A 20,214-nucleotide genomic window follows, 5' to 3' on the forward strand; every position below is an offset into this window, starting at 1 on the left:
GAAAATATCTTTACTGAAGAGGCCTGTCGCCCAGGCCATTAAAATCAATATCTCATTGATATTTCGAACTTTAGGTGTTATTGGAAAAGAGCCACACCCTTACCGTTTTCCGACTGAATTGCCGACAATTTGCCTCCCTATCATTTTTGACAGGCGGCTGCACTTGAAAACGTCGTGGCAAAAAGTGCGCGTTAATCCGGCACAGATCAACTGGTCAAAAGGGCGGGTCAATGACACTTTATTCAAATCTATTGATTACAGGGGGTCGAACGGCGTCTAAAACCTGCCTGATTGCAACGCCGATCTCTCTTATGGTGGAAGTTTTGGGGATCACACACCAGAAAACGTTATGCTGGCAAGCCATTTCCGGATGCCCGGTAAATGCGATAATGGGCAGCTCAGGGCGGATACCGACTATAGTCGTGGCCAGTATACTGCCGTTAAGGGGCTCCATTTTATAATCGGTGACCAGGAGATCGAAGCAATAGGGTTGTTGCCTAAAATTGACCAGGGCCGTTTTGGGGTCCATCGGGCTGTTGATCTTATAACCCATGGATTCCAGCAATACCTTGCAATACTGGGAGATAGCCGTTTTATCGTCTACAAGCAGGATGTTTTCTGTTCCCGGGGGAACGTCTTGATCCTTAAATATTTTGAAAAGATCTTTATCATAAAACATTTTCATTTCCCCCTGCAGCCTTTGAGATTTTAAATGAAGCAAAAAGCATCCGCACATGAATGCCAAGAGTCTGCAGGGTTCAAATACAAGCCGGTCCGAATAACACCGCAATAAGATAACAAAACAGTATAATGCTTCATCTCTGATAAAAAATATAACGGATGGGTTCTTTCCTGTCTGTAGGACTTAACCGGATTCTTTTGTGGGGCAAAAACTTACAGCCTTCTATTCCGCCGGTGGACATCCCCGGGCTGAGCGCTGATTTACAGGAAACCCGAAAATTTAGTTTTTTCTTGAAAGATTTTTAATTTGCTGCTGCAGAATACGGCTATGCTCGGCCAGTATTTCCGGTTTGGAGTTGCTGAGGAATAGCGGATTCAAGGCGCATTTTGGGGAGGGCCCAGGGATATTCAAATCCGTGGCAAGTCATGCCTCCAAACTGAATGATTCCAAATGTGTAAAAGGCCAATGTACCTTATTTCTTCCCCGGTTCAGGCATAAAAAACAGCAGCAGATGAGATTCAGGAACGGGTGGAGTCAGTCTTCAGCGACTTCAACATCGGTAGTAGTTCGGGCACATCGTCCTGAATTATGCTCCAGAGGGTGTCGTTGTCAATGCCGAGATATCCGTGAATGAGCTGGTTGCGGGTGGCGATAATCATCCTCCAGGGGATCTCAGGATGGGCAGCGCGAACCTCGTCGGGAATGTGGGTTGCTGCTTCCCCGATTAACTCCAGGTTACGTAAAGTGGCGTCATATGTCATCCCGCTCGCCTCGAAACCCGCTTGGTCGAGGCCTTCGGTGTAGACCATGACTTTTTCAGCAAAGTCGATCATATCGTCGATGTAAAAACGCCACTCGTGCTTGCTGTTATCAGACATTGACCCGCTCCCGTTCGATATAAGGACGCAATTCCGTTCGCAAGGCCTTTTCGGTCACCAGATCGACAGGGCAGCCAAGAATGTCCTCCAAGTAGAACTGTACACCAAAATAGCGCCGTGAGGTGGCTGGACCGTCAAACGCTACCAGTATGTCAATATCACTGACACTGGTGGCATTGTCACGCGCGGTGGAGCCGAATAATGCCAGCATAGTCACCCCGAATCGGGCCTGCAATTCGGGTTTGCTGCGGCTTAACAGTTCAAGGACGCGCTGTCTATCCATTGTTCAACCCTGAAGAAAAAAATAATTATGAACTCTATGGCTGTTAAAAGGTACACAATCATATAACATCTGCTCTTCGGTATACAAGTTAAATTGTCATGGTTATGAACAAGGGTTCATTTGGAAATATCGATTAGTAGCCAGCATTATACGCAGGAAAGGAGAAATATAACCTTCGGGTCAAAGTGGAGAATACGGCCATGATGGCATAATTGTGGCCGTTTGATCTGTGAAGCATACCGATTTCATGGTGGAAAGCCGGGGCCCAAACTGCTGCCCCGGCTCCATGGTAATCAGCTGAAAATATTTTCCACCCAACGACTGGCCTCGGTATCACTGACTTTTCCAAGATACCGTTGAATGGTCGAAAGATTGGCATGCCGGAGAATGACCTTGCTCACGATTTCAATGGGAGCACCGGCTCTGCTGGCATAAGTTGCAGCATGCCGCCTCAGATCATGAGGACTGATTTCAAGACCAATTTTTCTGCCGGCCCTTTTAACAATCTGCCTGGCGCCGGTATAACCGATAGGGAAAACCCTTTCTTCTGATGCCATGTTCTTTGACCGGATATATTCCCTGAGCCGGCCTGCCACCTTCTTGGGGATATAAACGACCTCGTTTTGCCGGCCGCTTTTGGGGCTGACCAGAAACAATTTACAGTCATCCACGTCCATCATCCGGAGCTTCAGCACTTCCCCGATGCGCATTCCGCCCCTGGCCATCAGTTCGAGCATCAAACGGTCCCTGGGGTTATCGGATCTGAAAATGATCTCATCAACAGCATCCTTTTCCAGGATGATCCACTGACGGCCCTTGGCCAAGCGAAATGTCTTTTTCAGCACTGCAGTATCACAGGGATTGACAAACGATGGATCAGAGGTGTTTTTGGTGAAATTGAAAAGAGTTTTTAGCAGGGTGTACTTGAAGCGCTTGGTGGATTGTTTCTGGCCCTCGGTATCCTGGGTCAAAAACTGGAGGATGTGATCTGAAGAGATGGAGGCAAGCTCCAGACCTTCGAAATAGGAATTCAGCCTATCCATGAAAAGCTTGTAATTCTTGACCGTATTTTTTTCCCGAGTTCATTTTCTGATACTCCATGAAATTGGTAACGGCTTGTGAGAGCAACATGATGACCTCCTTTGCTTTTAAAGGTTTGTTTTTGGCTGATGACAGCCTCTCCGAAAAAAATAACATGCCAGAACCATTGTGCAAATTTTAAGATGCCCAGGAATATTCCATTCCTTGGCAAGCATTATGGACCCGCACATGATAAATGCATCAGATCAAGTAACCCCATAACTCAGTTTTAAAAATAGGCTTATAATAGAATTTTTCTATCATTAATATAAATTTTATTGATATTTCCAATTTGACTTCTAAGGGATGCCTAATCTATAAGTTGCACCAATCACCAATTTTATTGATGGCAAATATTGGGACGGAAATTCCTTTTTTATTTGAAATAAAACGACATCTGGCTCGCAGTTTTTCAGCCAGGGTCTTGCCGAAACACGCCGGGTTTCGTTCAGTCGCCGAATATTTTACCCGCACCGGAAAGGAGCAGATTGATGAGCAGCAGCGCACCGAAAGAACCGTTGATGAATGATGGGCTAGATGCCGATCCGCCATCCAAGCGAGCATTGCAATATGTGCTAAAGAAAAAAGAGGATGGCTGGCCGGTCGCCGGAATATACTGCGGCTATGCCCCCCTCGAACTGATGCATGCCATGGGCATCGTACCGGCATTGCTTTGCGCGTTTTCAAAGGTCCCCATCGAATCGGCCGAAGAGGTCCTGCCGGCCAACCTTTGCCCTCTTATCAAATCGAGTTACGGGTTCATACAGGAGGGCACCTGTCCCTTCTTCACGGCCGCGGACGTAGTGGTGGCCGAGACGACCTGCGACGGCAAGAAGAAAATGTTCGAATTGATCTCTGAGCTTCGTCCGTTGCATGTCATGGACCTGCCGCAGATGCCTGATGAAGACGGCGCCGTCGGGAACTGGCGACGCATGATCGTCCGGCTCAAGCAATTCCTGGAGGGCAAGACCGGGCGAAGCGCAACAAAAGAGCAGATCGAGGAGGCGATCGTCTGGTCCAACAGGAAAAACCGGCTCGCCCGGAAAATCTTCGAATATGCCGCCTGTGATCCGCCGGTAATCAGTTGGAAGGAGATCTATGATATATCGTTTCTTGCCATGCCCTCCACGGGACCGGACATTGTTCCCCTCCTGGAGGAAAAGCTCGAAAAATTAGAAAAACGAAGGTCAAACGGTGAGTACTTCGGCGCGCGGGGCGCACCGCGTGTTATGGTGACAGGATGCCCTATCGGCGGAGATGCCACTAAGATATTCCGCGTGGTGGAGGAGGCCGGCGGCTTGATAGTCGCACCGGATTCCTGCACCGGCATCAAGATATTCAACGGCGATTTCGCGGAAAACACCGGCGATCCCATGGGGGCGATGGCAGAACGCTACCTGAAAATTCCCTGTGCCTGTATGACGCCCAATAGTGAACGGATGAACGCTTTGTCATCGCTCATTGAAACCTACAAGCCGGACGTGGTGATCGATTTCATTCTGCAGTCATGCCACGGCTACAACGTAGAGTCCTACCGGATGGCCCGGCACGTGGCGGAAAACCATGGCCCTGCCTTCCTGAAGATTGAAAGCGACTATTCGAACGCCGATATCGGGCAGTTGAAAACCCGTATCGAGGCGGTGATCGAAACACTGCCCGCAAAGGCGGCCGTCAACTGATACCGCACTGATTGGGCTCTCTGGTCTGAAAAAAAGCAAACCAAGTTACCTGTCTTGCGGACGATATGTAAATTGGCGATCGGGGGGATGCTTCATCAGTACAGCGGCACTGGTGCAAAGCAATACAGCAATACAGAAAATACCGCCGGGCCCGGTGGCACTGAGCATCTGCAATTTCATGGTCGACACGGCAGAACTTCGGGAGGAAAATGGTCTCGTGCAGACCGGCAATGGCCATAATTGTGGCTGCGGCCTGGCCGCATTTTCTGAACCAGACATCAAAATGGCCCCGGGCCACTGCGTATCCCTTTCTGGGAGTACTGGTGCTGCTGGGCTTGGCCATGCTGGTGATGCCTGCCGTCCACGGCATTCCGGTGCCGGGATATATTTTTGTGCCTTCTATCATTGCCCTGCTTGGCGGAGGTGCGATGCTGACCCGCCTGTTTATCCGTGGCGGACTGAGCTGAAAATGGTTCCGCACATTTCCCGCAACAATGATTGTGTTCACATTGACGGTCGGCATGATCGTCTTCCCCGGTTTCGATGAGATAAAAACGCCTGTCCGCCTTGCCGAGGCCGCCCAAAATCACATACCGCCCTCCGGGAAACTGCTTCTCTATCAAATGAACGGCGAAATTCTTGCCTTATACAGCCAGCGGTTTGGCAGGGAAATCCGGACGCCGGATGACCTTGAACAGGCATTTCAGCGGACTCGCGAGGGAATTGCTGTTTTCAGCCAAAAAGACTGGGAGGATCTCAAAGATCGCTTTGGCCGATATGGCGAAGTAGTGCCATTCAGGGTCGGCCATAAAAAACTATGCTACCTGAAATATGCCTATCCATAAATTGTTGTCCGGACGATGATTAATAATTGTGCAGACAGGTTTGATATTACGGGTTGCTTATTTCCCTAAAGTTTAATATGTTACTGTTATTGATCACACTGAGGCTGGACAGGTTCACTACTTCTATGTTGGGGGCAGGGGCTTGAGGGGAAATTTCAAAAAAATCAACATCATAATTTTATTGTCCCTTGTGCTGGGAGTTTTTGCCAACAGCACAATGAGTGAAATTTGTTTTTGCGGCAGCACCTGTACCAACTCTATTTCCGATCACCCAGAACCAAAAACAAAAAAATATCCATTTCACCATCACTGCCTTGGAGATCATTGCAAAAGCTGTAATTTTGAAGATGGACAGACGCTGAAAGCAAAAAACAGCCGAGCAAGTCAGGCTGGATCAAATTTTTCCTCTCCATTTGCCCCGTTATTTATTTCCGGGGCCGATTATTTGTATGCGCCTCTTTATGAGACCACTCCCTTTGCCGACCGGCAAACGAATAACATTTTCCGCTTTATAGCGCTTTACCTGAAAAATCAAAGCCTGCTCTGTTAACGACCATTCCTTCTCAATCCTCTTTTTTTCTGCACATTTTCGATAAATCCCAAATTTGATTTTTGCCGCGTCTTGGATCTCAAGACGGCGGATCATATCTCCAATTTATAAACATACTCATGCACAGGAGGCAATATGAGCCAGTTAAAGGTATGGCTGATTTGTGGGATCGCTGTTTTTACAATCCATGCAGGACTTTGGGCGGCATGGGCGGATGACCATCGTTCGAATGACGAAGCGGAACATCATGAGTTTTCAGAACATCACAAGAGTCACAGGAAAACCGAAGGCCACCATAAGGAGCATAAAGACGAGGATGATCATGATGATGAACACCACGCAGTCTTTGAGCAGAATTCAATCTATCTGAACACATGTGGTGGCTGCCACCTGGCCTATCCGGCCGATTTATTGCCGACACGCTCCTGGGAAAAAATCCTTGCCGGCATTGAAAACCATTATGACAGCACTGTCGCCCTTGACCCGGCATCTGAAAAGGCGATTGCAGCCTTCCTCTACAAAAACGCTGCTGATCGCGGCAGAACAGAAAGGGCCCGTAAGATCGTGAGAAGCCTTGGAAACAATACGCCGATGCGAATTACCGAGGTGCCTTATATCATTAAAGAGCACCTTGAACTAAATCAGAACGTGTTTAAGCGGGAGGCGATCGGTTCATTGTCAAACTGTTCGGCGTGTCATGTAACTGCGCAAAAAGGTGTTTTTGATGACGATTATGTCAGGATTCCAAAGTAATCCAAAATATTATATAAAAAGCGGCCATCAATAATGAAAAATTCTTGTTACAGATTAGAGCAGTATAAGATTCTGGCAAAACCGGATGGGTCGTTATGGTGGGAGACCCATGTCGGTTTTGCCGGTGCCCGAACAGGAAAATGCCTGATCACAAGCAATATTTTATTTCTGGGGCCCGCTATTGAAACAGAGGCGCCTGGTTATCTGATGCTGGAATACAGTGAGAGTTTAAATGCGCTGCCACTCTGGACAAATACTGATTGGTATTGTACCAACTACGTGCTGCGCGCCTGTGATAATGATCGGACCCTGACACTCAACCAGATTTACCGGAAGCACCAGGCGGTCCCAGAAACAGCAATGCCTTCAGTCTACAGGGTAGGGGGTTATCAGCTTACCCTAACTGAAGAGGGTGAACTGTTTTGGCATAAGCCGATTCACCTCAGTCGCCTGTCAACGGGCAAAGCCTTCATAATAGGCAACATATTGTTCCTTGATGGCAGGGACAAGAAGGTGGTGCCCGGCTATCCCCGGCAAGAATTTCTTAAGCACCTGGGCTCTCTGCAGCGATGGGAGAAAACCCCCTATTACTGCACACACTTTGTTTTAACATCATGCCAGCAAACCAAACCATTGTTAAGGAGATGAAAATGCACGACTCCCTGCGCACCGGTATTTACTTCGGCCTGACTTCGGCTGTCATTACTACCCTGGGCCTCATGGTCGGCCTGCATTCGGGCACCCATTCCAAGATCGTGGTCCTGGCCGGAATCTTGACCATCGCCATTGCCGATGCATTTTCAGACGCCCTTGGCATCCACATTTCAAAGGAGGCCGAAAGCACCCAGTCCATCAGTGCGGTCTGGGTGGCCACCATTGCCACTTTTCTTGCGAAATTTCTATTTGCGATGACCTTTGTCGTTCCGGTGGTCTTATTTGAGATCTCCACCGCCATCGTAATCAGCCTGGTATGGGGCCTGTCCATTCTGACACTGTTGAGTGTAGTTATCGCAAGATCTCAGAAGACCTCCTTATGGAAGACAGCCGGCGAACACCTCGTCATTGCGGTTATCGTCATTGCTATCACGCACTGGGTGGGCGACTGGCTGGGCCGGCTTGCCGCATAAACATTTGCACCGTAAAAACCTCAACGAAAGGAAATGGTGACATGATGCGCCCGATTGTCATTATAATCGTATTGCTGGCCATTTTCTTCTCCCCGGCGCTATCACCGGCGGACGAGCACGCAAATCGATACAGGGGGCATGACCACCACGAGACCGAAAAAGAACCTGAGCATTCCGAAGCGGCAGACGCATGGCGTCACTTGGAAAATGAAGACGGCAATGAGGTGACGGGCCAGCACGGCTAAGCTCAGCAGTTTTGAGGATCAGGCCTCACTGAAGAATACCGAAATCAAGGTGCAGTTTCGCGGACGCCCGGGGATCTTGTTCGGAATGGCAAGTATGTTGTCATAACCAAGAGGGGGGCTGAGATTATGGTGGAAAGTTATTTGTTCCGAGATTATGCCTGCGGTTGGCCATTTCCATCAATTGTCTTGGTAAGCGCCTCGCCGACCAATGAATTTATGCTAACACCTCTTTTCCGGGCCTCTACGGCTACGCGCTTGTGAAGTTCAGGATTAACCCGCACCATAAGCTTACCTGAATACGGCTTTTCAGGATTCTCGCCCCGTTCTGCACAGAATTCGAGATAATCGTCGACTGAATCTTGAAAAGCTTGTCGCAATTCGTCAACGGTCTCGCCTTCAAAAGTGATAACATCACGCAGGTTGATAACTTCACCATGAAAGATATTGGCGCCCTCATCGAATATGACTTGTGCATAATAGCCCTTGTATTCCATCAAATTACCCCCGATTCTATTAAGAAACGACGCACTGATCGGATAGTTGATTTGTTTGTCACTCTTTGCGGATGAGGTCTGTGAAAGACAGCTTTTACATCTGATAGACTAACCCTTACCCGCGATCCCCTTCCTTCGGATATCTCAACTCCAAGTGCTATGAATAGGCTTTCAATGTCCGACCATGAAATATCGGAACGCTCTGGTTTCTCGAATATCCGTTCCAGTGTCTGCCGTTGTTTTTTGTTCATAAAAGGATGATATTAATTTTTGATATCATGTCAAGTAAAAAAGACCGGATTGTAAGTAACACATGATATGTCCGGTTTTGTAGCCCATAATCTGCACGGTTATTCCCCGCCAGTAATGCGAATCTCGGATCCAAGAAGATTGCCAGAATCAAGGTGCAAATTTCTGGGAGCCCAGAAATATTCCATTTTGTGGCAAGCATGCTACCATGCTTGATACTAAAAAATCATACCATTCTCTGTTTCGCAAGGACCCAATATATTGTATCTTCATTTATTAGGAGATGGCTGAGCCTTCCTTTTTACTTTGTTATGGGCTGGGTATTATTGCGAAGGCATATAATTGATTTGCAATGTTGCGGGTCAGCGGCCGAAACGTCAGCAAGGTCTAACTGAACCCGCACAGGCGTTTCATCTGGTTGTGAGGCACTTTAGTCGCAACATTGTCATGGCCATAATCCTCCAAGCAGGCAATCAATGAAATCCGTGCAAAGATGCCATAGGCACCCCACGGATACTGCACGCCATTTCCATGAAGGAACCGCCAGAAGACCGCAATAAAAAATCCCCGCCCACAAAGTGTGGAGAGGGTGGAAACCGATACTGCAACGATTGGGATCAAAAACTGGATCGGCCAGCAGATGGTCCAAATCTATAAGCATTGTTGCAACCATAATCAGACCTGCCTTCCACCAATTCTCCTTCCAGAAAAGCTTTGCGAATATAAATGGTACCAACAGGTGAAACGAGTAATGGATGAGGTGCCTGAATACGTCGGCGCTAACTTCCATCAAGTCTTCGATTCCTTTTCTTCCTTATAGCATTATTTCTAATGCGAGCCCTTAATTTAAAAACCGGACTGAAGAATGTTATGAAACTTTCAGTTATGCAGGCAGATACTCTGCTAAGAGATGTCAAACATAGTCCTGAATTTCCAATGTCCAAGTATTGTACAATATGTTGTGGCTGCTCGGTCCGAATTTTTTCATCATGGATAGACTCGGATAATCCGAGCACTGACGGCTATCATGGCTCCCGGGGAATGGCCTTCATGGGGTGCACATTTTCGATATATTCCATCACGCTGCTCACCCGATTGAAACAAAAACAAAGAGGATGGAACGTCAAAAATTGCCATTCAGGGCATTCGCAACTGATAAAGGAATACCGGGCTTTTTAACGCGATTTTGCCGTTTGCAGCGTTTAAATATTTGCTCAGGAGGTCTTCAAAGGCTTCTTCTGTGAGTTCAGAGATGGCATGATGTAAAAACAAGAACATCAAACCGGCGGGTTGACCTGGGACCACAAATGATGGCATACCTTAAGCTCTGGAAAGTGGCCTGCAACCCGGGCAAGTTAAATCTGATATTTCCGAATGCGTCAGGGGGGCGATAAATCACAACAACATGATATATCGGTTCTTTGCCGTGGCACTGAAATTTGAAAATACCACTTTGAACCTTACCGGCCACAAATGGTTAAAAAATGAATTTTGGTCACAGCACAAAAAAAGGGTTTGCAGATAACCATATCTGCAAACCCTTGATTTTAATGGTAGGCGCGAGCAGACTCGAACTGCTGACTTCTACCGTGTCGGGGTAGCGCTCTGCCAACTGAGCTACGCGCCTTTATTGTTGTCTGAAATATATGAATAACCGAGGGTCTGTCAAGGGAAAAACAACAGGTGATACTGCTTTGAAAACCATTATCAAATCCGTGTGGATAAAAATCGTGCTGGTGGCGGCCGCCGCCGCCGTGTGCGGGGCCACCGTGGCCGCAGTGGTGGCGGCCAGAAGCGATCTGCCGGAAATCCGCGGTTTGGAAAATTTTTCTCCGTCTGCGGTTTCGCGCATCTACTCGGCCGACCAGGTTCTGCTGGCGCAAGTCTATGTCCGGAAACGCTCGCCCGTACCTCTTGAGCAGGTGCCCGACGCCCTTGAAACAGCCCTTTTGACCACTGAAGACCGGCAGTTTCGGGATCACAGCGGTCTGGACATCAAGGGAATCCTGCGGGCCCTTGTCCATGACATCAAAACCGGCTCTTTGTCCCAGGGGGCCAGCACCATTACCCAGCAGCTGGCCAAAACCCTTTTTCTCACCCCGGAAAAATCCCTTGAACGAAAGCTCAAGGAAGCTTTTCTGGCTCTACAGCTCGAACGCAGATACACCAAGGATGAAATCCTGGAGCTGTATCTCAATCAGATCTATTTCGGCAGCGGGGCATATGGGGTGGAAATGGCCGCCCGCACCTATTTTGCCAAGCCCGCATCCGAGCTGGACCTGGCCGAATGCGCCATGATCGCCGGGCTGCCCAAAGCCCCGTCCACCTATTCCCCCCTGGTCAATCCGGATCTGGCAATCCAGCGGCGCAACCTGGTGCTTGCCATGATGCACCAGACCGGAAACATCTCAAAACAGGCGTTTGAAAAAGCGGCTGACACCCCCTATCAGCCGCCGGAAAAAAAGGGCGCCGCCTCGCAGCGTGCCCCATATTTCGTGGACTATATCAAAAAGCAGCTCAGAGAAACCATTGGTGCGGACATGCTCTACAAGGGCGGGGTCACGGTGCACACCACATTGTCCTACGAACTGCAGCAAGCCGCAGACCGGGCGGTTTCCAAAGGGCTTTCTTCTCTGGCCGGGCGCATTGCAGAAAAAAAAGATGACAAGGGTCAGATCCAGGGCGCCCTTGTGGCCGTTGACGTGCAAACCGGGGCAATCCGGGCCATGACCGGGGGCCGTGACTATCAAAAAACCCAGTTCAACCGTGCGGTTTCCGCCCGCAGGCAGCCGGGATCGGCCTTTAAACCCATCATTTACGCCTGTGCCCTGGAAAACGGCTATGACCAAAACACCCTGCTGCTCGATTCCCCCATGGTCTTTGCCGGCTCCGGCGGGCGCAGCGACTGGCAGCCTGAAAATTTTTCCGGCGATTATGCGGGCGAAATTACCCTGAGAAAGGCGGTGACGGCCTCCAAAAACATCCCGGCCGTCCGGGTGCTCCAGGATATCGGGCCGGCTGCGGCCATTGACTTTGCCCGCAAAATGGGGATCCAATCCCCGCTTTCACCGTATTTGTCCATGGCCCTGGGCAGCTTTGAGCTCAGCTTGCTTGAACTGACCTCGGCATACACGGTATTTCCCAACCGCGGGAAATACGTCAAACCCGGCAGCGTCGAGCGCATCACAGGCCCGGACGGCCGCATTGTCTGGCAGCGCAGTCCGTCCAGGCACCTGGCCATGTCGCGCACCAATGCGGCCATCATGACCGATGTGCTAAAGGGGGTGATCCAGGAAGGCTCTGGCCGGGGTGCCAGGGATCTGGGCGCGGAGCTGGCCGGCAAGACCGGCACCACCAACAAGTACCGCGACGCTTTGTTTGTGGGATTTTCTCCGACCCTGGCAGCCGGGGTCTGGGTGGGAAGAGACGATTATGCCCCATTGGGCCCTTATGAAACCGGCGGCCGGGCGGCCCTGCCCGTATGGAAGCAATTCATGGAAAAGGCGATAGAAACCCAGCCCTTGCGGTATTTTGATTTTCCGGATGAACTGGAGCAGGTGCGCATGGATCCGGATACGGGAAAACGGGTATCCGGAAACCGCGGCGTGCCCGCAAGGATCCGAAAAAACCCGGACAGCGGCCTATAACAAAAAAGAAGCAAGGCCGGGGGAGTGATAAAAACACTTGATTTGCCTTTGCGCAACCGCTAAACAGGGCCTATGATCCGCAAAGCCACCATCGAAGACATCAAGCCCATTCACGCCCTGCTCAAGTTCTACGGCGCAAAGGGAGACCTGCTGGCCCGGCCCCTGAGCCGATTGTATGACCACCTGCGGGATTTCAACGTCTACGAGGATGAAGAGACCGGACGAATTGTGGGTTGCTGCGCCCTGCAGTTCTGCTGGGAGGACCTGGCTGAAATCCGCTCCCTGGCCGTGACAGAACCCTACATGGGCAAAGAGATCGGCACCCGGCTTCTGGAAACCGCCTTTGAAGAAGCCCGGCAATACAAGATCAAAAAACTTTTCACCCTCACCTATCGGCCGGATTTTTTCAAGAAATTCGGATTTATCGTCATTGACAAGACAGAGCTGCCCATCAAGATATGGGCCGACTGTATCCATTGCGTGAAGTTTCCGGACTGCGACGAGACCGCCATGCTCAAGCAGATTGCGTAAGGCGCCTCAGGTATAGATCAGGTTTACCCGCAGGGGCGGATGCTCCCAGATGCCGGGCAGGGGCAGCAGGTGCTGGTACTTGACCGTGATCCAGAAAAGCTCGGGCTTGATGTCCCGGAGCTTGCCGTCTTCCGGGGGCAGGGCCGGGCTGGTATGGCCGTAGGTGACCCGGAACAGGAAAATCCCGCCTTTGCCGTTTTGATCCAGCATGTAAAAACGCTTCAGCTCCCGCAGCGGCATGTTGTTGCGGTCTGCCACCTGCTCCATTTCCCCGGGGGTCAGGCGCATGACCACCATTCGCGACACCCCCTGCTCGCAATAGCGGTACAGGGAGCGCGACTCGCTGCTGGAAACATACACCGTTGAAATAAACGGCAGGCGCCGCAGATACTGGGCCGCAACACTGGCCGCAGTTCGCCTTCCCCCGATCATGTCGGGCAGGGCGTGATATTCAAAAAACTTTTTCTGCACGTCCTCGGCGTATTTCTCCCCCTTTTCATAGACGTCCTTGGAGATGTAGCGCAAATACCGGGCCAGATCCTCTGCGGCCTCGGAAATGGGCCAGTCAATGCGCACGTGAAAATGGGAAAGGTAGTAGCGGTGCTTGGTTTTGGCATGGCTGGTGTCACGCTGGATCAACAGGGCATAATCCACCGGCAGGAGTTCTTTTAAAAAATGATAAAAATGCACCGAATCCAGAAATTTCTGGCTCCGGTCAAAATCCGGTCCCAGCGACAGGGTTTTGGAACGCAGAAGGTTTGTCTTGGTGGTTTTGTTAACATCAAAAAACCGGATGTATTTCTTGTACGCCTGGGGGATGGTGTCTTCGACAAATATCACCAGAAATGAATTGTGCAGGCTGAACTCCTCCTTGGGAATCCGGGCCCGGGGCTTGAGTTCCTTTCTTTCAACAAAGGGATAGGCAGCGTTGTTGTTTTTGAAATTTTCGTAAGATTCTTTCAGGGCATGGGCCATGATGAACTGATCGAGTTCATCGCGAAGCAGCTCATAATAAGACCGCCGGAGCCGGTTTTCAAGGCTGAGTTCCTCCCGGGTGCGCCAATACAAGAATCTGATCTCCTTTCATAGAACAAATGGAAGTGGAAGGCAAAAACACAAATTTTAAACTAACTGTTTTTCCCAAAATTGTCAAGCAATTATCATGCCTACCAACCTTTTGCAGCCGATTTCCGGTCAAGCGCCCGAAGTACATCGCCTGTTTTCGCAAAGATCCAAAAACGCCGGCCACACGTTTATTCATGAATTTCCAACCCGCCCAGGGCCTGAACGCCCGGCAGGGGCTTTCCTTCCAGCAGGCGCAGAAATGCCCCGCCGCCTGTGGAAATGTAGGAAATCCGATCCGTCTGGCCGGTGGAGTGGATGGCCACATCCGTATCCCCGCCGCCCACGATGGAAAGGGCATAAGAATCGGCCACGCTATACACCATGGATATGGTGCCCCGGCTGAAGGCATCGATTTCAAACATGCCCATGGGGCCGTTCCACACAATGGTCTTTGCGTTATACAGGGCCTCGTCAAACAGCCGGGATGTTGCCGGCCCGATATCTAGGGCCATCCAGTCTTCCGGAATCTCCTGGATGGGAACGATCTTGGTCTCCACATTGGGCCCGGGCTCCGGGGCCACAACCGCATCCACGGGCAGGTAGAACTTGACCCCCTCGCGAAGGGCCCGCTGGCGAAGCGCGCCCGCAGCCTCCACCAAATCTTCTTCCACCTTTGAACGGCCCACGGCAAAGCCCATGCTTTTTAGAAACGAATTGGCCATGGCCCCGCCGATGATAAACTTGTTGACCCGCGGCAGCATGTTTTCCAGGGCTCCGAACTTTGAAGACACCTTGGCACCCCCGATGATGGCCACAAGCGGACGCCTGGGTTTTTCCATGGCATCCTTGAAATACTTGAGTTCCTTTAGCAGCAGAAACCCGGCCGCAGTCTCGGAAAAACGGCTTACAATGGCTTCCACTGACGCGTGGGCCCGGTGGCATACCGCAAATGCGTCATTGATATAAACATCGCCCAGGGCGGCCAACTGCCGGGCAAAGTCCGGATCATTGGCCTCTTCTCCCGGATAAAACCGCAAATTTTCCAGCAGCGCCACCCGGCCGTCTTCCAGGCCGTTGACCAGGTTTTCCACGTTTTCACCGATGCAGTCTTCGGCCATGAACACTTCCTGCTCCAGGAGCCGGCCCAGGCGCTTGGCCACCGGCGCCAGGCGCAGCTTGTCAACGGCTTTTCCCTTGGGCCGGCCCATATGGCTCATGATCACCAGCCGGCCCTGGTGATCCAGGATATACTGCAGTGTGGGAAGCACCGCCTTGATCCGGGTGTCATCGGTGATGTTTTGATGCTCATCCAAGGGAACATTGAAATCCACCCGCACCAGTACGCGTTTGCCCTGAAGGTCCAGTTCCTTGATGGAATACATGGGTCTCTCTCCCTCCTTGCACGGTTTTCAGGGCGTTTTACCGCCCTGGTCCTTTTTCTGTCGGTGAATGGATTTTTTCCGGGCCCAGCGTTGAAAAAAGCCGATCCTGCGGGCCTGCCAGGCCCGATCAAGCTTTTCCTCGGCCACCTGAAGGCCGCCGTCTTCTGAAACAGCGGTTTTCAGGCATTCGGTTTTGTGCGAGCATGCCATGCATTCTTCCGGGCTGTGGCGCAGTCCGTCTTCACCAACCGGAAAAACCTGTCCGAGAACACCAAAGCACTGCGGTCGATCCGGAGAATCATTCATGGGTTTGTGCCGTAAATCTGGCCAGTTCCTGTTCATACTGCCGGCACATGCTGGCGATGTGGCCGGCGTCGGCAAAACTGTAATACCGGCGGTCGCCGATAATCAAATGCTCGTGAACCGTTATGTTCATGCTCAGGCAGGCAAAAATCAGCCTGCGGGTGATGGCCATGTCTGCTGACGAGGGCTCCGGGTCCCCGGAAGGGTGATTATGGGCAAAAATCACGGCAGCAGCCCGGTATTCCAGGGCCCGTTTCACCACTTCCCTGGGATAGACGGCCCCTGCGGTCAGGGTGCCTTCAAACAAAATTTCCGTGGCCTGCACCCGGTTTTTGGCATCCAGAAACAATACCTTGAAGCACTCCCGGTCCATTCCGGCCATGCTCTGGTACAGGTAATCAAACAGCGCGGACGCGTTGCTCACCGGGTCGGTGTTGCTGACCTTTTTCTCCAGGTAGCGCTCAGCCACGGCCGGCACCAGCTTGATGCCGAAGACGTTTTTGGGTCCGATGCCCTTGATTTCGCACAAGGCCTCCACCGGCGCATCCAGGACTCCGGCCAGGGTCTCAAAACGCTTTATTGCGGCTTTGGCGGCATCCTTGCAGTCTTTCTGCGGAGTTGCCAGGGTCAGCAACAGCTCCACCACCTCGTAGTCATGGAATCCGGTCAATCCGGCGTCCAGGAATTTTTCCCGCAGGCGCCGGCGGTGGCCTTCACCTTTGTGCGAATCGCGCGCCATCTGCCCTTGCTTGAAATAAAACGGCAATGGTTTTCAAAAATTTACTCTACATCCTCGAGTTCCGACTTCAGAGTCCGGGTCATTAGCTGGTATACCGCCTCATCGGGTTTTAAGGACTCGTAGAGCACCTGGTAGACCGAATGGGCAATGGGCATTTCCACGTTGATTTTATTCGACAGATTATAGACCGACCGGGCGGTGCGCACCCCTTCGGCCACCATGGACATGCTGGATAAAATCTCATCCAGGCTCTTTCCCTGCCCGATCATCTTGCCCACTGTATGATTGCGGCTCAGCGTGCCGGTGCAGGTCAGCACCAAATCGCCAACCCCGCTTAAGCCCGCAAATGTGTGCGGATTGGCCCCGAGCTTAAGCCCCAGCCGCCGAATTTCGGTCAGCCCGCGGGTGATCAGGGCCGCCCGGCTGTTTAATCCCAGCTCCAGGCCGTCGACAATGCCCGAGGCAATGGCGATGACGTTTTTGACCGCCCCGCCCAGCTGCACGCCCATGACATCGGTATTGGTGTATACCCGGAAAAACGGGGTGGAAAAAACCTGCTGGAGAAAAGCCGCCACCTCCGGGTCCGGGGCGGCCGCAGCCACCACCGTGGGCAGGCCCCGGGCCACTTCCGCGGCAAAACTCGGCCCGGAAACAACAGCCACCCGATCCTTGTGTTCCGGCAGCACTTCAGCCAGTACCCCGGTCATGGTCAGATGCGTCTTATTCTCAATGCCCTTGGCCGCCGAAACCAGCACCGTATCCGCAGCCAGGCTTTGAGCCGCCCGGCCGGCCATCTCCCGCATCACGTGGGTGGGCACCACAAAAACCACCAGGTCCTTGCCTCCGGTCACGCTGTCCAGGTCATTGGAGACCCGGATGTTTTCCGACAACCTGACCCCGGGCAAAAATAAATCATTTTCCCGTTTTTCTGTGATACTGGCGCGAACCTCCGGCTCCCAGGCCCACAGGTCAAGTTTATAGCCCTTTTCCCCGAGCATTCCGGCAATGGCGGTGCCCCAGCTCCCGGCACCCACAATTCCGATTTTCACATTTTCCGCATTCTTCATTCTATAATTTAAGCCTCCTCCGGGGCTTTGTCATCTGTTTAACCTTCGTCTGTATCGTCGTCCGCCTCATCATCCGCAATACCATCATCCGCAATGACTTCCGGGTCCTCCTGTTCGGCCAGCCGCGCGGCGCTTACAAGTCGTTCGCTTGCTTCAATGTCAATGAGCTTGACTCCCTGGGTGTTTCGGCTGATCACCGAGATATCGGCAATGGCCAGGCGGATGATTTTTCCGGCATCGGTGACCAGCATGATCTCGTCTTCGTCTGAGACCACCAGGATGGTCACCACCCGGCCGTTTCTCTCGTTGGTCTTGATGGTGATCACGCCCTTGCCGCCCCGTTTCTGCACCGGGTACTCGTCAATGGAAGTACGCTTGCCGTAGCCGTTTTCCGTTGCCGTCAGAAGGGTCTGGCCGTAAGTGAGCACTTCCATGCCAACCAGCCGGTCGCCGCTGACAAGACGCATTCCCCGAACTCCCCGGGAAATGCGGCCCGAAGCCCGGATGTCGGTTTCCGGAAACCGAATCGACTTGCCAAACAAAGTGCACAAAAATACCTGGCGGGTGCCGTCGGTCAACCGGGCGGCCATGAGCTCGTCGCCCTCAGGCAGGTTAATGGCGATGATGCCCCCGGCCCGGGGTCTGGAAAACGCCATGATATCGGTCTTTTTCACCACGCCCTGACGGGTGGCCATGAGCACGTAATTGCCAGGGGAAAATTCAGGTACGGCAAGCACCGTGGTCAGGTGCTCATCCGGGGCAAAATTCAACAGATTGACAATGGCCTTGCCCTTGCTGGTGCGCCCGCCCTGGGGAATGTCATAGACCTTGCACCAGTAAACCCGGCCCTGGTTGGTGAAAAACATGAACGTGTGATGGGTGGAGGCCACAAACAGGTGCGAGACCAGATCCTCTTCCTTGGTGCCCATGCCGGTCTTGCCCTTGCCGCCCCGGTGCTGCTTTCGGTAAAGGGTGATGGGATTGCGCTTGATATAGCCGGCCGTGGTGATGGTCACCACCATGTCTTCCTGCACGATCATGTCCTCCAGGGTGATCTCCCGGGTTTCGGACACGATCTTGGTCAGGCGTTGATCCCCGAATGTCTGCTGAATTTCCGTGAGCTCGTCCTTGATCAATTGCAGCACCAGCCGTTCGCTTGACAGAATTTCCTTGTATCTGGCAATGGCCTGGAGAATTTCCACGTGCTCCTGCTTGATCTTGTCCCGCTCAAGTCCGGTCAGCCGCTGCAGACGCATATCCAGGATCGCCTGGGACTGGGCATCAGACAGGGCAAAGCGCTCCATGAGCTGGGATTTGGCCTCCGCAGGCGATGCCGCCGCCCGGATCAGGGCCACCACCTCATCGATGTTGTCCAGGGCAATGATCAGCCCTTCCAGGATATGGGCCCGGGCCTCTGCCTTTTTCAGATCATAGCGGGTCCGGCGGATGATGATTTCCTTGCGGTGCACGATGAAATGCTCAAGCATTTCCTTTAAATTCATCAACTCGGGCCGCCGGTTGACCACGGCCAGGAAAATGATGCCGAAGTTGCTTTCCAGGGGAGTATGCTTGTAGAGCAGGTTTAGCACCACTTCGGCCACCTGGTCTTTTTTAAGGGCAATGGCCACCCGGATGCCCTCCTTGTCGGACTCGTCCCGGATATAGCGCACGCCCTCGATCTGGCGCTCCTTGACCAAATGCACCATCTTTTCGATCAAGGTCGCCTTGTTGACCTGGTAGGGCAATTCCTTGACAATAATGATATCGCTGTTGTTCTTCTTGTCGCGTTCAATGTCGATACGCGCCCGGATGCGCAGCTTGCCCCGGCCGGTCTGGTAGGCCTGCCGGATACCCTCGGTGCCGTAGATGATGCCGCCGGTGGGAAAATCCGGACCGGGCAGATATTCGATAAGATCGTTTACGCTCAGCTCGCTGTTGTCGATCAGGGCCTTGATGGCCTCTGCCAGTTCATTTAAATTATGGGGCGGGATATTGGTGGCCATGCCCACGGCAATACCCGATGATCCGTTTAACAGCAGGGCCGGTACCTTGGCCGGCAGCACCATGGGTTCGTTCAGGGTTTCATCGTAGTTGAGCTGCCAGTCAACGGTTTCCTTGTCAATGTCTTCAAGCATCTGGTGGGCCAGCCGGGTCATGCGCACTTCCGTGTAACGCATGGCCGCCGGGGGATCGCCGTCCACGGAGCCGAAGTTGCCCTGCCCGTCGACAAAGGGATAGCGCAGGGTGAATTTCTGGGCCATGCGCACGGTAGCATCATAAACCGCGGAATCGCCGTGGGGATGGTACTTACCAATAACGTCACCCACAATACGGGCCGATTTCTTATACGGCTTGTTCCAGTCATTGCGCAGCTCGCGCATGGCAAACATAATGCGCCGGTGGACCGGTTTTAATCCATCGCGCACATCGGGCAGGGCCCTGCCGATGATCACGCTCATGGCATAATCGAGATAAGACTGCTTCATCTCGCTGTCGATGCTTATCCCATCGATGCGCTGCTGGATTTCGCTCATTTCAACTCCTGGTCAGGGCCGGCCGAACTCCGCACCAATCCTGATCTTGCCAATGGCAGAGGGTTTGGCTGGATTTGGCAG

23 protein-coding genes and 1 tRNA gene are annotated in these 20,214 nt (G+C 52.1%); 10 read left to right on the plus strand and 14 right to left on the minus strand.

All coding sequences use genetic code 11. The features are described from left to right. Nucleotides 1-238 precede the first annotated feature (238 nt). The 4 genes from ACTCIA_RS03335 to ACTCIA_RS03350 all read right to left on the minus strand — a co-directional run bounded on the left by ACTCIA_RS03335 (nucleotide 239) and on the right by ACTCIA_RS03350 (nucleotide 2,886). Nucleotides 239-679 carry a response regulator gene (locus ACTCIA_RS03335; protein WP_463000386.1) on the minus strand — a complete coding sequence of 147 codons (441 nt, stop codon included), beginning with the start codon at nucleotides 677-679 and terminating at the stop codon, nucleotides 239-241. A 521-nt stretch (nucleotides 680-1,200) separates the two neighbouring features. Next, nucleotides 1,201-1,560 (minus strand): HepT-like ribonuclease domain-containing protein, encoded by a 360-nt coding sequence (locus ACTCIA_RS03340; protein ID WP_463000387.1) that lies wholly within the window; start codon nucleotides 1,558-1,560, stop codon nucleotides 1,201-1,203. After that, nucleotides 1,553-1,843, minus strand: coding sequence for a nucleotidyltransferase family protein (locus tag ACTCIA_RS03345; RefSeq protein WP_463000388.1), 291 nt, complete (start codon nucleotides 1,841-1,843; stop codon nucleotides 1,553-1,555). Before ACTCIA_RS03345 ends, ACTCIA_RS03340 begins: the two co-directional genes overlap by 8 nt. Before the next feature lie 293 nt (nucleotides 1,844-2,136). Beyond that, a complete protein-coding gene (locus ACTCIA_RS03350) occupies nucleotides 2,137-2,886 on the minus strand; it encodes a tyrosine-type recombinase/integrase (protein WP_463000389.1) in 750 nt (249 codons plus the stop codon). Nucleotides 2,887-3,414: 528 nt separating this feature from the next. Between ACTCIA_RS03350 and ACTCIA_RS03355 the strand changes: the two genes are divergently transcribed. The 8 genes from ACTCIA_RS03355 to ACTCIA_RS03390 all read left to right on the plus strand — a co-directional run bounded on the left by ACTCIA_RS03355 (nucleotide 3,415) and on the right by ACTCIA_RS03390 (nucleotide 8,122). Further along, entirely contained in the window at nucleotides 3,415-4,602 is a 1,188-nt protein-coding gene (locus tag ACTCIA_RS03355) for a double-cubane-cluster-containing anaerobic reductase (RefSeq protein WP_463000390.1), read from the plus strand. A 230-nt stretch (nucleotides 4,603-4,832) separates the two neighbouring features. Beyond that, on the plus strand, nucleotides 4,833-5,069 hold the full coding sequence (locus ACTCIA_RS03360) for a hypothetical protein (RefSeq protein ID WP_463000391.1): 237 nt from the start codon (nucleotides 4,833-4,835) through the stop codon (nucleotides 5,067-5,069). A 27-nt stretch (nucleotides 5,070-5,096) separates the two neighbouring features. Continuing rightward, a complete protein-coding gene (locus ACTCIA_RS03365) occupies nucleotides 5,097-5,447 on the plus strand; it encodes a hypothetical protein (RefSeq protein WP_463000392.1) in 351 nt (116 codons plus the stop codon). 142 nt (nucleotides 5,448-5,589) lie between these two features. Further along, nucleotides 5,590-5,997: a hypothetical protein gene (locus tag ACTCIA_RS03370; RefSeq protein ID WP_463000393.1), complete on the plus strand. Its 408-nt coding sequence runs from the start codon at nucleotides 5,590-5,592 to the stop codon at nucleotides 5,995-5,997. Nucleotides 5,998-6,132: 135 nt separating this feature from the next. After that, the gene (locus tag ACTCIA_RS03375) at nucleotides 6,133-6,750 is read left to right on the plus strand and encodes a diheme cytochrome c (protein WP_463000394.1); all 618 of its coding nucleotides are present in this window, start codon (nucleotides 6,133-6,135) and stop codon (nucleotides 6,748-6,750) included. Between the two features lie 33 nt (nucleotides 6,751-6,783). After that, complete coding sequence (locus ACTCIA_RS03380) at nucleotides 6,784-7,398, plus strand: hypothetical protein (protein WP_463000395.1); 615 nt, start codon at nucleotides 6,784-6,786, stop codon at nucleotides 7,396-7,398. Between the two features lie 2 nt (nucleotides 7,399-7,400). Continuing rightward, nucleotides 7,401-7,877 carry a VIT1/CCC1 transporter family protein gene (locus ACTCIA_RS03385; protein WP_463000396.1) on the plus strand — a complete coding sequence of 159 codons (477 nt, stop codon included), beginning with the start codon at nucleotides 7,401-7,403 and terminating at the stop codon, nucleotides 7,875-7,877. Nucleotides 7,878-7,918: 41 nt separating this feature from the next. Beyond that, complete coding sequence (locus tag ACTCIA_RS03390; RefSeq protein WP_463000397.1) at nucleotides 7,919-8,122, plus strand: hypothetical protein; 204 nt, start codon at nucleotides 7,919-7,921, stop codon at nucleotides 8,120-8,122. Between the two features lie 152 nt (nucleotides 8,123-8,274). On the opposite strand, the gene ACTCIA_RS03395 is transcribed toward ACTCIA_RS03390, so the two are convergent. From ACTCIA_RS03395 to ACTCIA_RS03410, 4 genes are all read right to left on the minus strand, one after another. After that, nucleotides 8,275-8,616: a type II toxin-antitoxin system HicB family antitoxin gene (locus ACTCIA_RS03395; RefSeq protein WP_463000398.1), complete on the minus strand. Its 342-nt coding sequence runs from the start codon at nucleotides 8,614-8,616 to the stop codon at nucleotides 8,275-8,277. Continuing rightward, nucleotides 8,616-8,867 (minus strand): type II toxin-antitoxin system HicA family toxin, encoded by a 252-nt coding sequence (locus tag ACTCIA_RS03400; RefSeq protein WP_463000399.1) that lies wholly within the window; start codon nucleotides 8,865-8,867, stop codon nucleotides 8,616-8,618. The genes ACTCIA_RS03395 and ACTCIA_RS03400 overlap by 1 nt, the downstream gene beginning before the upstream one ends. A gap of 443 nt (nucleotides 8,868-9,310) precedes the next feature. Beyond that, nucleotides 9,311-9,655, minus strand: a complete 345-nt coding sequence (locus ACTCIA_RS03405; protein ID WP_463000400.1) for a DUF6122 family protein — start codon at nucleotides 9,653-9,655, stop codon at nucleotides 9,311-9,313. A 761-nt stretch (nucleotides 9,656-10,416) separates the two neighbouring features. After that, nucleotides 10,417-10,492 (minus strand) — tRNA-Val (locus ACTCIA_RS03410). Between the two features lie 67 nt (nucleotides 10,493-10,559). Between ACTCIA_RS03410 and ACTCIA_RS03415 the strand changes: the two genes are divergently transcribed. After that, a complete protein-coding gene (locus ACTCIA_RS03415; RefSeq protein WP_463000401.1) occupies nucleotides 10,560-12,512 on the plus strand; it encodes a penicillin-binding protein 1A in 1,953 nt (650 codons plus the stop codon). Between the two features lie 72 nt (nucleotides 12,513-12,584). Beyond that, the gene (locus tag ACTCIA_RS03420) at nucleotides 12,585-13,043 is read left to right on the plus strand and encodes an N-acetyltransferase (RefSeq protein WP_463000402.1); all 459 of its coding nucleotides are present in this window, start codon (nucleotides 12,585-12,587) and stop codon (nucleotides 13,041-13,043) included. Nucleotides 13,044-13,049: 6 nt separating this feature from the next. On the opposite strand, the gene ACTCIA_RS03425 is transcribed toward ACTCIA_RS03420, so the two are convergent. The 6 genes from ACTCIA_RS03425 to gyrA all read right to left on the minus strand — a co-directional run bounded on the left by ACTCIA_RS03425 (nucleotide 13,050) and on the right by gyrA (nucleotide 20,133). Further along, nucleotides 13,050-14,111, minus strand: coding sequence for a hypothetical protein (locus ACTCIA_RS03425; protein WP_463000403.1), 1,062 nt, complete (start codon nucleotides 14,109-14,111; stop codon nucleotides 13,050-13,052). Nucleotides 14,112-14,296: 185 nt separating this feature from the next. Continuing rightward, a complete protein-coding gene (locus tag ACTCIA_RS03430) occupies nucleotides 14,297-15,490 on the minus strand; it encodes a phosphoglycerate kinase (RefSeq protein ID WP_463000404.1) in 1,194 nt (397 codons plus the stop codon). A 27-nt stretch (nucleotides 15,491-15,517) separates the two neighbouring features. Then, a complete protein-coding gene (locus ACTCIA_RS03435; protein WP_463000405.1) occupies nucleotides 15,518-15,796 on the minus strand; it encodes a hypothetical protein in 279 nt (92 codons plus the stop codon). Continuing rightward, entirely contained in the window at nucleotides 15,789-16,532 is a 744-nt protein-coding gene (gene radC / locus ACTCIA_RS03440; protein ID WP_463000406.1) for a RadC family protein, read from the minus strand. Before radC ends, ACTCIA_RS03435 begins: the two co-directional genes overlap by 8 nt. A 41-nt stretch (nucleotides 16,533-16,573) precedes the next feature. Continuing rightward, nucleotides 16,574-17,599: an NAD(P)H-dependent glycerol-3-phosphate dehydrogenase gene (locus tag ACTCIA_RS03445; RefSeq protein ID WP_463000407.1), complete on the minus strand. Its 1,026-nt coding sequence runs from the start codon at nucleotides 17,597-17,599 to the stop codon at nucleotides 16,574-16,576. A 38-nt stretch (nucleotides 17,600-17,637) separates the two neighbouring features. Continuing rightward, the gene (gene gyrA / locus ACTCIA_RS03450) at nucleotides 17,638-20,133 is read right to left on the minus strand and encodes a DNA gyrase subunit A (protein ID WP_463000408.1); all 2,496 of its coding nucleotides are present in this window, start codon (nucleotides 20,131-20,133) and stop codon (nucleotides 17,638-17,640) included. Nucleotides 20,134-20,214 lie beyond the last annotated feature (81 nt).

Source organism: Desulfosalsimonas sp., assembly GCF_055149105.1.

Coding starts and splice junctions, on each gene's coding strand:
- ACTCIA_RS03360 (WP_463000391.1), top strand. CDS start 4,833: ATGGCCATAATTGTGGCTGCGGCCTGGCCGCATTTTCTGAACCAGACA.
- ACTCIA_RS03365 (WP_463000392.1), top strand. CDS start 5,097: ATGATTGTGTTCACATTGACGGTCGGCATGATCGTCTTCCCCGGTTTC.
- ACTCIA_RS03395 (WP_463000398.1), bottom strand. CDS start 8,616: ATGGAATACAAGGGCTATTATGCACAAGTCATATTCGATGAGGGCGCC.
- ACTCIA_RS03430 (WP_463000404.1), bottom strand. CDS start 15,490: ATGTATTCCATCAAGGAACTGGACCTTCAGGGCAAACGCGTACTGGTG.
- radC (WP_463000406.1), bottom strand. CDS start 16,532: ATGGCGCGCGATTCGCACAAAGGTGAAGGCCACCGCCGGCGCCTGCGG.
- ACTCIA_RS03405 (WP_463000400.1), bottom strand. CDS start 9,655: ATGGAAGTTAGCGCCGACGTATTCAGGCACCTCATCCATTACTCGTTT.
- ACTCIA_RS03445 (WP_463000407.1), bottom strand. CDS start 17,599: ATGAAGAATGCGGAAAATGTGAAAATCGGAATTGTGGGTGCCGGGAGC.
- ACTCIA_RS03355 (WP_463000390.1), top strand. CDS start 3,415: ATGAGCAGCAGCGCACCGAAAGAACCGTTGATGAATGATGGGCTAGAT.
- ACTCIA_RS03335 (WP_463000386.1), bottom strand. CDS start 679: ATGTTTTATGATAAAGATCTTTTCAAAATATTTAAGGATCAAGACGTT.
- ACTCIA_RS03340 (WP_463000387.1), bottom strand. CDS start 1,560: ATGTCTGATAACAGCAAGCACGAGTGGCGTTTTTACATCGACGATATG.
- ACTCIA_RS03380 (WP_463000395.1), top strand. CDS start 6,784: ATGAAAAATTCTTGTTACAGATTAGAGCAGTATAAGATTCTGGCAAAA.
- ACTCIA_RS03435 (WP_463000405.1), bottom strand. CDS start 15,796: ATGAATGATTCTCCGGATCGACCGCAGTGCTTTGGTGTTCTCGGACAG.
- ACTCIA_RS03400 (WP_463000399.1), bottom strand. CDS start 8,867: ATGAACAAAAAACAACGGCAGACACTGGAACGGATATTCGAGAAACCA.
- ACTCIA_RS03345 (WP_463000388.1), bottom strand. CDS start 1,843: ATGGATAGACAGCGCGTCCTTGAACTGTTAAGCCGCAGCAAACCCGAA.
- ACTCIA_RS03385 (WP_463000396.1), top strand. CDS start 7,401: ATGCACGACTCCCTGCGCACCGGTATTTACTTCGGCCTGACTTCGGCT.
- ACTCIA_RS03420 (WP_463000402.1), top strand. CDS start 12,585: ATGATCCGCAAAGCCACCATCGAAGACATCAAGCCCATTCACGCCCTG.
- gyrA (WP_463000408.1), bottom strand. CDS start 20,133: ATGAGCGAAATCCAGCAGCGCATCGATGGGATAAGCATCGACAGCGAG.
- ACTCIA_RS03390 (WP_463000397.1), top strand. CDS start 7,919: ATGATGCGCCCGATTGTCATTATAATCGTATTGCTGGCCATTTTCTTC.
- ACTCIA_RS03350 (WP_463000389.1), bottom strand. CDS start 2,886: ATGGATAGGCTGAATTCCTATTTCGAAGGTCTGGAGCTTGCCTCCATC.
- ACTCIA_RS03375 (WP_463000394.1), top strand. CDS start 6,133: ATGAGCCAGTTAAAGGTATGGCTGATTTGTGGGATCGCTGTTTTTACA.